The 12993-nt window shown below is 38.6% G+C and carries 13 protein-coding genes and 1 riboswitch; of the genes, 11 read left to right on the forward strand and 2 right to left on the reverse strand.

Going from position 1 to position 12993, the window contains the following annotated elements:
- Nucleotides 1-44 precede the first annotated feature (44 nt).
- A riboswitch (Lysine riboswitch) is annotated at nt 45-233 on the forward strand.
- A gap of 148 nt (nt 234-381) precedes the next feature.
- Nucleotides 382-1629 carry an aspartate kinase gene (locus RYX56_RS10695; RefSeq protein ID WP_317122047.1) on the forward strand — a complete coding sequence of 416 codons (1248 nt, stop codon included), beginning with the start codon at nt 382-384 and terminating at the stop codon, nt 1627-1629.
- 46 nt (nt 1630-1675) lie between these two features.
- On the opposite strand, the gene RYX56_RS10700 is transcribed toward RYX56_RS10695, so the two are convergent.
- On the reverse strand, nt 1676-2074 hold the full coding sequence (locus RYX56_RS10700; protein ID WP_317122048.1) for a YslB family protein: 399 nt from the start codon (nt 2072-2074) through the stop codon (nt 1676-1678).
- A 201-nt stretch (nt 2075-2275) separates the two neighbouring features.
- Here RYX56_RS10700 and RYX56_RS10705 point away from each other — a divergent pair, with 201 nt between their 5' ends.
- The 5 genes from RYX56_RS10705 (at nt 2276) to RYX56_RS10725 (ending at nt 7790) form a co-directional block, all read left to right on the forward strand.
- Complete coding sequence (locus RYX56_RS10705; RefSeq protein WP_317122049.1) at nt 2276-3625, forward strand: TrkH family potassium uptake protein; 1350 nt, start codon at nt 2276-2278, stop codon at nt 3623-3625.
- A gap of 399 nt (nt 3626-4024) precedes the next feature.
- Entirely contained in the window at nt 4025-4654 is a 630-nt protein-coding gene (locus RYX56_RS10710) for a succinate dehydrogenase cytochrome b558 subunit (RefSeq protein WP_317122050.1), read from the forward strand.
- A gap of 13 nt (nt 4655-4667) precedes the next feature.
- Nucleotides 4668-6437, forward strand: a complete 1770-nt coding sequence (gene sdhA, locus RYX56_RS10715; RefSeq protein WP_317122051.1) for a succinate dehydrogenase flavoprotein subunit — start codon at nt 4668-4670, stop codon at nt 6435-6437.
- On the forward strand, nt 6434-7186 hold the full coding sequence (gene sdhB, locus RYX56_RS10720; RefSeq protein WP_317122052.1) for a succinate dehydrogenase iron-sulfur subunit: 753 nt from the start codon (nt 6434-6436) through the stop codon (nt 7184-7186). Before sdhA ends, sdhB begins: the two co-directional genes overlap by 4 nt.
- Nucleotides 7187-7325: 139 nt before the next feature.
- A complete protein-coding gene (locus RYX56_RS10725; protein ID WP_317122053.1) occupies nt 7326-7790 on the forward strand; it encodes an acyl-CoA thioesterase in 465 nt (154 codons plus the stop codon).
- 100 nt (nt 7791-7890) lie between these two features.
- On the opposite strand, the gene RYX56_RS10730 is transcribed toward RYX56_RS10725, so the two are convergent.
- Nucleotides 7891-8115 (reverse strand): helix-turn-helix domain-containing protein, encoded by a 225-nt coding sequence (locus tag RYX56_RS10730; protein WP_012959963.1) that lies wholly within the window; start codon nt 8113-8115, stop codon nt 7891-7893.
- Nucleotides 8116-8334: 219 nt separating this feature from the next.
- Between RYX56_RS10730 and RYX56_RS10735 the strand changes: the two genes are divergently transcribed.
- From RYX56_RS10735 to racE, 5 genes are all read left to right on the forward strand, one after another.
- Nucleotides 8335-9177 (forward strand): PRD domain-containing protein, encoded by an 843-nt coding sequence (locus RYX56_RS10735; protein ID WP_317122054.1) that lies wholly within the window; start codon nt 8335-8337, stop codon nt 9175-9177.
- Nucleotides 9178-9450: 273 nt separating this feature from the next.
- Entirely contained in the window at nt 9451-9714 is a 264-nt protein-coding gene (locus tag RYX56_RS10740; RefSeq protein ID WP_012959961.1) for a phosphocarrier protein HPr, read from the forward strand.
- A complete protein-coding gene (gene ptsP, locus RYX56_RS10745) occupies nt 9714-11435 on the forward strand; it encodes a phosphoenolpyruvate--protein phosphotransferase (RefSeq protein ID WP_317122055.1) in 1722 nt (573 codons plus the stop codon). The genes RYX56_RS10740 and ptsP overlap by 1 nt, the downstream gene beginning before the upstream one ends.
- 261 nt (nt 11436-11696) lie before the next feature.
- The gene (locus tag RYX56_RS10750; RefSeq protein WP_317122056.1) at nt 11697-12131 is read left to right on the forward strand and encodes a MarR family winged helix-turn-helix transcriptional regulator; all 435 of its coding nucleotides are present in this window, start codon (nt 11697-11699) and stop codon (nt 12129-12131) included.
- Nucleotides 12132-12167: 36 nt separating this feature from the next.
- Nucleotides 12168-12980 (forward strand): glutamate racemase, encoded by an 813-nt coding sequence (gene racE / locus RYX56_RS10755; protein WP_317122057.1) that lies wholly within the window; start codon nt 12168-12170, stop codon nt 12978-12980.
- Nucleotides 12981-12993: the final 13 nt, after the last annotated feature.

Raw genomic sequence — 12993 nt, forward strand, 5'->3', positions numbered from 1 at the left:
TGCTAAAATGAAAAACAATTAAATATGCCGCACTTCAAAAATGAAGTGATGGTAGAGGAGCGAAAACCAAGAGTACACTAGTCGAGAACGATGAGGTTTAACGACGCTAGTTGAAAGGGGAATTCGCCGAAGTGTGTAGGACACTCATAACCATACATGCTGGACTTATCCTAAAAAAGGATAAGGCTGTCACTTGACTATACCCAATAGTCTTGTGGAGAACTATCTCACGTGAGAAAGGGAGTAGTGTGGTACCTGTACGGTATGACAAGCAACGGTGAGGGGTTTTCCTTATTGTTGCTTTTTTTGTACGCATTAAAGGTATAGCACATCCAGTCGATCAAATGTATCGCGCGTGAAGAGATTGAGAGGATGAGGAAAATGGCAAGGGTTGTACAAAAATATGGTGGAACGTCAGTTGGTTCTGTAAAGAAAATCGAGAATATCGCCAATCGAGTAGCACGAGTAGTTGAGGACGGAAACGAGGTGGTCGTCGTTGTATCGGCTATGGGGAAGTCAACAGATCAGCTCGTTCAACTAGCGAATGACATTACAAAAAATCCAAGTAAAAGAGAAATGGATATGCTACTTACTACAGGTGAGCAAGTAACGATTGCCTTACTTACTATGGCTCTTCAAAAAAGGGGAGTGGATGCTCTTTCTTATACAGGAGGCCAGGCTGGAATCCTAACCGAAGCGAACCATGGCAATGCTAGAATACGTGAAATTGACTCTGCTCGTTTGAATGAACAACTTGAAGCAGGCAAAGTACTTGTTGTAGCTGGATTTCAAGGCATAATGGAAGATGGAAGTATTACTACTTTGGGGCGCGGTGGCTCAGATACAACGGCAGTTGCGTTAGCGGCAGCGACAAAAGCTGATCGTTGTGAAATTTATACGGATGTAACGGGAGTCTTTACAACCGATCCTCGTTATGTGGAGAAAGCGAGAAAACTACAAGCGATCTCTTATGATGAAATGTTAGAAATGGCTAACCTTGGTGCTGGAGTGTTACACCCTCGGGCTGTAGAATTTGCGAAAAATTATGATGTTCCTTTAATGGTTGCATCAAGCATGGTAGAAGAAACAGGAACAATGATAGAGGAGGAAGTAACAGTGGAGAAGAATTTAGTGGTGCGCGGAATTGCATTTGAAAATGATGTAACAAAAATAACGGTAGCAGGATTGCCGAACCGAATTGATAGCCTACCTAAACTTTTTTCAATCCTATCAAGCCATGGGGTTAATGTAGATATCATTATCCAAAATCAATATGATGCCAATCACGTGAACATATCTTTTTCAATTACGCAATGTTCATTAAAAGACACGGTAGCATGCCTAGAGCAAGCGAAAGAGGAATTAGAATTCGAAACCCTTCATCATGAAGAGGAACTGGCAAAAGTATCCATTGTGGGGTCTGGTATGATCTCAAACCCTGGCGTTGCTGCAACAATGTTTGAAGCGTTAGCTAAAAACGATATTTTTATCAAGATGGTGAGCACTTCAGAAATTAAAGTGTCAGCAGTCGTATCGGAAGATGATATGGTAATGGCTGTTGAGGTCTTACACGATGCATTTAAATTAGATGAAGTGCTGGCAGAGGCACCCGAAAAACAACTTGTGTAATCTGCTTAGTATACAAAAAACGATGCTTAGAAAGCATCGTTTTTTGTTAAAGAGCGAGCGAGTCTTGCAAGTCAGATTCAATTTGTAGATGAACAATACCCTTTTTCTTTGTTTGAGTAGCAGCAGTAAAAGAGGACAGCCACGTTTCGACTTGTTGGGCAAGGAAACCAGCTTCTAGTTGATAGCATCTGGTGTCATTTTTTTTCATCCATTCTCCTTCTAACTCAAAGTGTCGTTCATTTTTCTTTTCTTTAACAAGGGTAAGGTTACCCCAGTTCGCGTCATTAAAAAATTCAATGACTTCTTCTATCGTATGTAATGGATATTTTCGGGCAATGGATTTACCGACCCAATACAAAATCGAATCATATTCTTGTCCGAATACCTCTTTTAAGACATCATTTCTAAGCAATTCGTACCCAAATGTTTCTTGTCTAGGTTCCATGTAGAAAACACCTCTCCTCTTCTTATATTATAAAAGGTGAAGCAGTAGCTGTCCAAATGAATATAGATGGATTCTCTAGTAGACTTTGTGGAATTTTAGGGGAACGATATGGATAGTACTTACTTTTTTCCTAGGAATTCTAGTTTCTAAAAGGTTAAAGTGGTATACTAAAGCGCGAATGAATGCGGAGGTACTACATATATGAAATTAGGTTTAAGTCAATTTCTATCCCCATTTAGAATTATTATTATTTCTTACGTATTAGCAATGATTTTATTTAGTATCTTGCTTTATTTACCGATCTCACACAAAGCTGATGTTGATGTGACATTCTCTGAGGCGCTATTTACTTCTGTAAGCGCTGTGAGTGTAACGGGGCTGACGGTTGTAAATGTATCAGAAACCTATAGTTATGTTGGGATATTTTTCCTTTCGTTAGCCATTCAACTAGGTGGCATTGGTATTATGACGCTCGGTACATTTGTATGGATGCTCTTTGGAAAGAAGATTAATTTATCACAGCGAATGCTTATTATGGTCGATCAAAACCAAAATAAGTTCTCTGGTCTTGTTAATTTGATGCGCGGGATTTTATTTGTTGCATTAATTATTGAATTTATTGGAGCGTTAATACTAGGTACATATTATTTACGCTATTTTGATTCTGTATGGGAAGCTTATTACCAAGGCTCTTTTGCGGCGTTGAGTGCTTTTACGAATGCGGGATTTGATGTAACAGGCCAATCATTAATTCCCTTTGCAAACGACTATTATGTTCAGCTCGTCGTCATTCTTTTAATTTTTGCAGGTGCAATAGGATTTCCTGTATTAATGGAACTAAAGGAGTACTTCTCGAAGGAGAATCCTCATTTCAAATTTAGTTTATTTACAAAAATCACGACAACAACTTATTTTGCAGTATTTGTAATTGGCGTTGTTGGTATTTGGGCTCTAGAAACCGGCTCTTATTATGTAGGTCTAGAATGGCACCAGCAATTATTTTATTCTATTTTTAACTCTGCTACTACAAGAAGTGGTGGTCTTGCTATCATGGATGTCTCAGAGCTTAACCTAGCAACTTTACTCTTTATGTCAGCACTTATGATTGTCGGAGCTAGTCCATCAAGTGTAGGTGGGGGGATTCGTACGACAACGGTCGCGGTCATGTTCTTAACCATTAAGAGCTTCGCGCTCGGTAAAGAAGATGTTAAAGTCTTCGGTCGTGAGATTCACCCAGAAGACCGTCAAAAGGCATTTATTGTGCTATCCGTATTTTTAGTTATGTTATTTGCTGCGGTCACCTTAATTGTTGCTTTTGAAGGACAAAAGGATATTGCTCTAATAGCGATTATTTTCGAAACTGCCTCAGCGTTTGGAACTTGTGGATTATCGATGGGGATCACACCTCACCTATCCTTACCAAGTCAATTTGTATTGATGATCTTGATGTTTATCGGGAGAGTAGGGTTAATTGCCTTTTTATTCTCGATCCGTCGTAGAGAAACCAAAAGTCATTTTAAGTACCCAACCGAACGAATTATCATTGGGTAACATATGGAGGTCCTGTTTACACCAAATAAAAATTGGGTAAACAGGATTTTTTTATATAATTTTTTTAGGGATATTTCTCTAAAAGATTAAAATAAACAGACTATTTTCTACAAAAAACGCTAACCATCAAGGTTTTCTTATGGGATAAGGGTTAGAGAGGGGTGAAATCTTTCCCCAAATAGCTTGTATACGTTTTCTTGACGAAGGAATCTGATGGGAGTACAATTAATTTGTCGGATTTTTTTCACAGAAACTTTACGTAAGTTTCACAATTTAGTTGAATTTCCATATCACGTTGTTTTCGCAGTGGGGAGGTACACGTTATACGGAAAAAGAGAGAAAGTACACAGGGTAAGAGAGTATGGGTAGGAAAAAAAACAATTGTGGGGGGACAAAGGTATGGCCGGTAATCGAGAGTTTTTTAATCGTAAGTTACATTCCTTACTAGGTGTAATTCCCGTGGGATTATTCTTAGTACAACATCTAGTTGTCAATCATTTTGCTACACGAGGCGCTAGTTCATTTAACCAAGCATCACATTTCATGGAGAGCTTGCCTTTCCGTTATGCGCTTGAGATCTTCATTATTTTTATTCCACTTTTATACCACGCTATTTATGGTATCTATATTGCATTCCAAGCAAAAAACAATACAGTACGTTATGGTTTCTTCCGTAACTGGATGTTCCGTCTACAACGTACATCAGGTATCTTCCTATTAATCTTTATCGCATGGCATGTTTGGGAAACGCGTATCGCAGCCGCTTTTGGTGCTGAGGTTAACTACAATATGATGGCAGATATTTTAAGTAGTCCATTTATGCTAGCGTTCTATATTTTAGGTGTCGTGGCAGCTACATTCCACTTTGCTAATGGATTATGGTCATTTGCTGTATCTTGGGGTCTTACTGTAACACCACGTTCACAAAAAATTGCAACATACGTAACGATCGGTATTTTCTTAGCATTAACGTTTGTAGGGATTCGTGCAATCCTAGCATTCATTAATCCAGACTTAGCAAACATTTAAGGGGTGGATCAGAATGAGTAAAGGCAGAGTTATTGTTGTCGGAGGCGGACTAGCTGGTCTGATGGCGGCAATTAAAGTAGCAGAAAAAGGTGTGCCAGTTGATCTATTTTCATTGGTACCAGTAAAACGTTCTCACTCTGTGTGTGCACAGGGCGGAATTAATGGTGCAGTAAATACAAAAGGAGAAGGGGACTCTCCTTGGGAACACTTTGATGATACGGTTTATGGAGGAGACTTCTTAGCTAACCAACCTCCTGTTAAAGCGATGACAGAAGCAGCACCAGGAATTATCCATTTAATGGACCGTATGGGTGTTATGTTTAACCGTACTCCCGAAGGCTTATTAGACTTCCGTCGTTTCGGTGGAACTCAGCATCACCGTACAGCATTTGCTGGGGCGACTACTGGCCAACAATTATTGTATGCACTTGATGAGCAAGTTCGTCGTCATGAAACAAGTGGTCTTGTAACGAAATATGAAGGATGGGAATTCCTATCAGCGATTGTTGATGATGAAGGTACCTGTCGCGGGATTACAGCCCAAGATTTAAAGTCATCTGAAATTAAAAGCTTCCCTGCAGATGCAGTTATTATGGCAACTGGGGGTCCCGGAATTATCTTTGGTAAGTCGACAAATTCTGTAATCAACACTGGATATGCAGCTGCTAAGCTTTATCAACAAGGTGTTCACTATGCAAATGGTGAGTTCATTCAAATCCACCCAACTGCTATCCCTGGTGATGATAAGCTTCGTTTAATGAGTGAATCTGCACGTGGTGAAGGTGGACGAGTTTGGACGTATAAAGATGGTAAGCCTTGGTACTTCTTAGAGGAAAAATATCCTGCATACGGTAACCTTGTACCACGTGATATCGCAACGCGTGAAATCTTTGATGTGTGTGTTGAGCAAAAGCTTGGTATTAACGGTGAAAACATGGTATACCTTGATTTATCTCATAAAGATCCAAAAGAACTTGATATTAAGCTTGGTGGAATTATTGAAATCTATGAAAAATTCATGGGTGATGATCCACGTAAAGTACCAATGAAAATCTTCCCTGCCGTGCACTATTCAATGGGTGGAATGTGGATTGATTACGATCAAATGACAAACATCCCTGGATTATTTGCAGCAGGTGAGTGTGATTACTCACAACATGGTGGTAACCGTTTAGGAGCTAACTCATTACTATCTGCCATTTATGGTGGTATGGTAGCCGGACCAAAAGCAATTGAGTATATGAACGGTCTTGAAAAATCTGCAGAAGCAATGTCTTCTTCTCTATTTGATGGTGAAGCGAAAAAAGAACAAGAAGCATACGAAAACATCATGAAAATGGATGGTAAGGAAAATGCTTATATTCTTCACAAAGAGCTTGGAGAATGGATGACGGATAACGTTACAGTTGTACGTTATAATGAAAAGCTTCTTAAAACAGATGAAAAGATTCAGGAATTAATGGAGCGTTACAAAAATATTAACATTAATGATACAGCTAAATGGAGCAATCAAGGTGCATCATTCACAAGACAACTTGATGGTATGTTAAGCCTTGCACGAGTCATTACTCTAGGAGCTTATAATCGTAATGAAAGTCGTGGAGCACATTACAAGCCTGAATTCCCAGATCGTAATGATGAAGACTTCTTGAAAACAACAAAAGCGACGTTTAACCCAGCGACGAATGCTCCGGACTTTACGTATGATGAAGTTGACACATCGCTCATTAAACCTCGTAAACGTGATTACTCACAAAAGAAGCAAGGAGCTGTTAAATCATGAGTGAAAAAACAATAAAATTTAAAGTGACTCGTCAAGATGACCCAAACGGCAGTTCTTATGTGGAAGAGTTTGAAGTACCATATCGTCCGAATATGAACGTGATCTCAGCTTTAATGGAATTTCGTCGTAACCCTGTGAATACAAAAGGGGAGGCAACAACTCCAATCGCTTGGGATATGAACTGTTTAGAAGAGGTATGTGGCGCTTGTTCAATGGTGATTAACGGTAAACCTCGTCAATCTTGTACAGCACTAGTAGACCAACTTGAACAGCCGATTAGCCTTGAGCCGATGAAAACATTCCCGGTAGTCCGTGATTTAATGGTTGATCGTAGTAGAATGTTTGATTCATTAAAGAAAGTTAAAGCATGGATCCCTATTGACGGAACGTATGATTTAGGACCAGGACCTCGTATGGCGGAGTCAAAACGTCAATGGGCATATGAACTTTCTAAATGTATGACATGTGGTGTGTGCTTAGAGGCATGCCCGAATGTAAACAGTAAATCTGAATTTATTGGCCCAGCACCGCTTTCTCAAGTACGCCTATTTAATGCACACCCAACAGGTGAGATGAATAAAGCTGAACGCCTTGAGACGATTATGGGTGATGGTGGACTTGCCAATTGTGGTAATTCTCAAAACTGTGTTCAAGCATGTCCAAAAGGGATCCCTCTTACAACATCAATTGCTGACTTGAACCGTCAAACAACATTGCAATCATTCAAGAATTTCTTTGGCGGACAATAAAAGAGCCTTCAAGAAATTAAGATTGGTTTAAGTGCTCGCCCTCTTACCATTTTTATTTTCTCGTTCTATCATCTAGAGCGATGGAAATAGATGTGAAGAGGGTGAGCTTTTTTACATATTAAAAAGTGAGGGAAAAACAATGAGATTACCAACTTATATTAGTGATTTTGAAAGATGGAAAGAAGGATTTACTTTTTCAAAAGCTATTCGTGTACGTTTTTCGGAAACGGATGCGTTTGGTCATGTGAATAATAAAAATGCTCTTGTCTATTTTGAGGATGCGAGATTGGAGTATTTTAGTTCACTCGGATTAATGCAGAAATGGGCGAGCCAAGATTTTGAGACAATGATTGTGGCTGCTGATCTGCAGTGTGACTATGTTAGGCAGATAAAATTTGATGAAATGCTATCGGTACATGTGAAAGTAGAAAAGTTAGGCAGCTCATCTCTTGATCTCCATTATCTTGTAGAAAATCAATTAGGCGAAGTTTGTTTAACTGGAAGAGGAACAATTGTTCAAGTGGGTAAAGAGAGTGGAAATGCAGTCCCATGGAATGAAGAAATGCGCCAAGCTTTAAATGGACATGTAATAAGTGAGTTGTAAGTAGCGTAAAATCAGTCTTCTTATAAAAGTAAAAGTCAGCTTATCTCCTAAGATGGAGGTAAGCTGACTAGAAGGCTGTCACATGGTATTTCTATGCTAGTTAAATTTCAATTTCACCTAGTCTAATTAGTTCAATAACAGCTTGAGAGCGCCCCTTAACCCCCAACTTTTGCATCGTATTAGAAATGTGATTTCGTACTGTTTTCTCACTTATGAAAAGTTCTTGTGCGATTTCTCTTGTGGTCTTATCTTGAACAAGTAGTTCGAATACTTCTCGTTCCCTTTTCGTAAGTAATGGTTTAGGTCCGAATTCTGCTCCTTTCAATGAGTTCACTCCTTCTTGCTCGGGCTAAGAGCGAATTTGGGTAACTCAATCCCATTGTTGAAGGGCTTTAGTCTTGATAGTATATGTAGAAGGTAACGAACATGTGAGCATAATTTAAGGATTATTAAAGTATTATATGTATGAGGGTAAATATTGACTACATTTTACTTATTCAGCTATGATGGATAGGAAATGAGTTTTGACAAAGAGGGTTGCTGTATGAAGGGACCGTTCCGCATAGAAAAAGTAGTAAATAATAATGTAGTGATAGCGACTAAACCTGATCTGAATGAAGTAATTGTCATTGGGAAAGGAATCGGCTTTGGTCGAAAACGTGGTCAGGAAATACATTCTGGCTCCATTGATAAATTATTTGTTCTAGCTAATCAAAAGGAGCAAGAACAATATAAGTTATTATTAAACGATGTAGATGAATCTTTAATTGTCACAATGGAAAAAGTTGTTAGGATGATTCAAGCTGAACTTAAAGAACCACTTCACCAAAGGATTCATCTTGCTATGACAGATCATATTCAATTTGCGATAAGGCGAATCGAACAGGGCATTGATATACCGAATCCTTTTCTGACTGAAACGGAGCTCATGTTCCCAGAAGAATTTCACCTTGCAAGAAAAGCAGTTCACCTATTAAATGAACATCTAGATGTAGAGCTTCCAGAAGCTGAGATTGGCTTTGTGGCCCTTCATATTTATAGTGCTTCTTCTAATCAACCCATTGCTGAAATGAATGAACATCCACAATTAATTTCAGATTTAGTGTTCATGATTGAAAGAAACGCCCATATTGAGTTGAATAGGCGCTCAGTTGAGTATATGCGTCTAGTAAGTTTTTTGTGTGAACTTATTGATCGATTTAGAAAAAAAGAAATGATTCAAACATCAGACAAACTTGCACATTTGTTGAAAGAAGAATTTGAGTTATGCTATACTATCACTATTGAGTTGATTGAGGTCTTAAATACTAGATTCTCAACCTCCTATAAAGTTGAACAAGTTCCAGATATGGTGTTCTACTTAAAAAAGCTTATAAAGTATAAATAAGGGTTGCACTTAGATTACGTGTTACTGACAAGATCAGGCATGAGTACGGAAGTGTATATGAGGGTTAAATGGGGTACGATACAAGTGTACTTCATGTTTTCATCATGTGCGTTTCTTTACTGATGCCTGTTTTTTGTAGGAAAACCTTTAAACCGTTTTCATAATTATTACAGGGAAGCAAAAAGTAGGGAACATTTATTAATACTGAATAGGTGAACTTCTCTATATAGCTGTTTACTCTATTCTAAAATAAACGAAAGAGGTTGATGAAAAATGGCAGAAAAAACATTTAAGATTACAGCAGAAACAGGAATTCATGCTCGTCCGGCAACACAGTTAGTAAACAAAGCAGGTCAATTTTCTTCTGACGTAACACTTGAATACAAAGGAAAATCTGTGAACCTAAAATCAATCATGGGTGTAATGTCACTTGGAGTTGGACAAGGTGCGGAAGTAACAATCAAAGCTGAGGGGTCAGACGCTGATGAAGCTCTTCAAGCGATTGAAGATGTAATTAAAGAAGGGTTAGGAGAATAATGTCACAAAAATTGACTGGAATTGCTGCATCAAGTGGTGTTGCAATTGCAAAAGCTTTTGTACACGTAGAGCCTAACTTTGAGATTGAATTGAAAGAAGTAGCAGATACAAAAGAAGAAGTAGATCGTTTTGATTCAGCTTTAGCGAAGTCTAAAGAAGAACTTGCTGTTATTAAAGACAAAACAGAAGCTGAACTTGGTGCGGATAAAGCCGAAATTTTTGCTGCACATTTACTTGTCCTAAGCGACCCTGAGCTTGTAGATGCAGTAAAAGGTAAAATTAACGATGAAAAACAAAATGCAGAATACGCATTAAATGAAATTGCTAATATGTTTATTTCAATGTTTGAGAACATGGATAACGAATATATGAAAGAACGTGCCTCGGATATTCGTGATGTTTCTAAACGTGTTTTAGGTCATTTATTAGGTATTGAAGCGCAATCACTAGCTACTATTTCAGAAGAAACGATTGTCATCGCTGAAGACTTAACACCCTCAGATACTGCTCAATTAAACCCTGTTTTTATTAAAGGGTTTGCAACTGATATCGGAGGAAGAACATCTCACTCAGCGATTATGTCCCGTTCTCTTGAGATTCCGGCTGTTGTTGGAGCAAAAGAAGTAACAGCTAAAATCGAAACGGGTATGATGATCATCGTTGATGGAATTGACGGAGATGTTATCATTAATCCATCTTCTGATGAATTAGCTACATATGAAAAGAAAAAAGCTGATTTCCAAAAGCAAAAAGAAGAATGGGCTAAACTTGTTAATGAAACCTCAACGACAAAAGACGGTCATCATGTTGAACTTGCTGCAAATATTGGTACGCCGAAAGATCTTGAAGGTGTAATCAATAACGGAGCTGAAGGTATTGGTCTTTACCGTACAGAGTTTCTTTATATGGGAAGAGATGCTCTTCCAACTGAAGATGAGCAGTTTGAAGCGTATAAAGAAGTTGTTGAGCGTATGGAAGGTAAGCCAGTTGTGATACGTACCCTTGATATTGGTGGCGATAAAGAACTTCCTTATCTTGATTTACCAAAAGAAATGAATCCATTTCTAGGCTATCGTGCGATTCGTCTTTGTTTAGAAAAAGATGATATGTTCCGTACTCAACTTCGTGCATTATTACGAGCTAGCTCATACGGGCAACTGAAAATTATGTTCCCAATGATTGCGACGCTTGAAGAGTTACGCCAAGCGAAAGTCCTCTTAGCTGAAGAGAAAGAGAAGCTTGTAGCAGAAGGTGTAGAAGTTTCAAATGACATGGAAGTTGGGATTATGGTTGAAATTCCATCAACAGCAGTGGCTGCCGATCGTTTCGCTAAAGAAGTTGACTTCTTTAGTATCGGAACAAATGATTTAATCCAATACACGATGGCAGCAGATCGAATGAATGAAAGAGTTTCTTATTTATACCAACCATACCACCCTGCTATTTTACGCCTTGTTAACATGGTGATAAAAGCTGCTCATAAAGAAGGAAAATGGGCTGGTATGTGTGGCGAGATGGCTGGAGACGAGATTGCGATTCCATTATTACTAGGTCTAGGTTTAGATGAATTTAGCATGAGTGCCACTTCGATCTTGCCTGCTAGAAGCCAATTGCTTGACCTTTCGAAAGAAGAACTTACAACATTTGCTGAAGAGATGCTTAATTTAGATACTGCAGATGAAGTAGAAGAACAAGTAAGAAAAGCGTTTGTAAAAGCTTAAAATAGTAAAGAGTAACCGTTTAGAACGGTTACTCTTTTTTTGGTTGCGTTCATTTGTCATTTCTCGTAACAGTCAGATCAAAGCTTGCAATTCCCTAAGAAAACAGGGACAATGATGAAATAAGGTACAGTTATCAACACTTAAAATGGTGCATGTGGAGCGTTTTGAATTTATTATATGATTATTTAATTGATAAAAATAGGACGATTATCGTCTGGACGATCGAGACGAAATCACGTTTAATAAACGGAGGTACAATAGATGGATCATCAACAAATTGAACAAATTGAGCGCTCTTTACGTAGAGTTTCAGAAATGGTAAAGCAGAAGGGACGAGAAATTCTGACCCAATTTCCGATTACTCCACCACAATTTGTCGCATTACAATGGTTAAACGAATATGGTGATATGACAATAGGAGAATTATCTACTAAAATGTACTTGGCATGTAGTACCACAACTGATTTAGTTGATCGGATGGAGAAGAATGAACTCGTAGAACGTGTAAAGGATAAGAACGATCGTCGTGTTGTTCGAATTCATTTACTAGAAAAAGGAACGACGATCATTAATGAAGTGATTAATAAGAGACAAGAGTATTTAGAGAATATATTAGCTAACTTCTCACAAGAGGAAGTAGACTTTCTAGAAAAGAGCTTACACGTTTTACATGAGGAAATGAAAGCGAAAGTTTAATGTGTTAAGAACACCGTAGAAATTGAGGGAGACATAGTGGATAGACCTATAGGAGTTATTGATTCTGGATTAGGCGGGTTAACCGTAGCAAAAGAGTTAATGAGACAGTTACCAAAAGAGGAGATTGTCTACATTGGCGATTCAGCACGTTGCCCATATGGCCCAAGGACGACTGAGGAAGTTAGAGCGTTTACATGGGAAATGATTGATCGGTTAGTAGATGAAAATATGAAGATGCTTGTCATTGCCTGTAATACAGCTACAGCTGTTGTGTTAGAGGAAGTTAAACAAGAGCTTTCTATTCCTGTGGTTGGAGTCGTTCATCCAGGTGCCACAAGCGCTCTTAAAGTGACGAAAAAGGATCACGTGGCAGTAATCGGGACAGCTGGGACCATTGAAAGTGGAGCGTATGAAAAAGCCCTTAAATCAATTAACAATGAAGTTGAAGTGGAAAGCTTAGCTTGCCCTCCTTTTGTTCCTTTAGTGGAGCGTGGGGTGTTTGACGGGGTTGAGGCTAATCTCATTGTTAAAGAAACCTTAGAACCGCTAAAAGGAAAAGGGTTTGATACATTAATTTTAGGGTGTACACATTATCCGTTATTAAAAAATACGATCCAAAAGCAAATCGGCTCAAACATACAACTGATTTCTTCAGGGGATGAGACGGCTAGGGAAGTAAGCGGATTGTTGTACCACAATAACTTGTTATTTACTGATAAACGTAAGCCTACTCACCGTTTCTTTACAACTGGTGATCACGAACAGTTCAAGGTATTAGCGGACAAATGGCTAGAAATGGACATTGGACAGGTTGAGTCCATTCTATTAGGAAAACAAGAGACCATCTAACATGACGTTAGGT

The organism is Alkalihalophilus lindianensis, assembly GCF_032843265.1.
In the GTDB taxonomy this organism is placed as follows: Bacteria; Bacillota; Bacilli; order Bacillales; family Bacillaceae_D; genus Alkalihalophilus; species Alkalihalophilus lindianensis.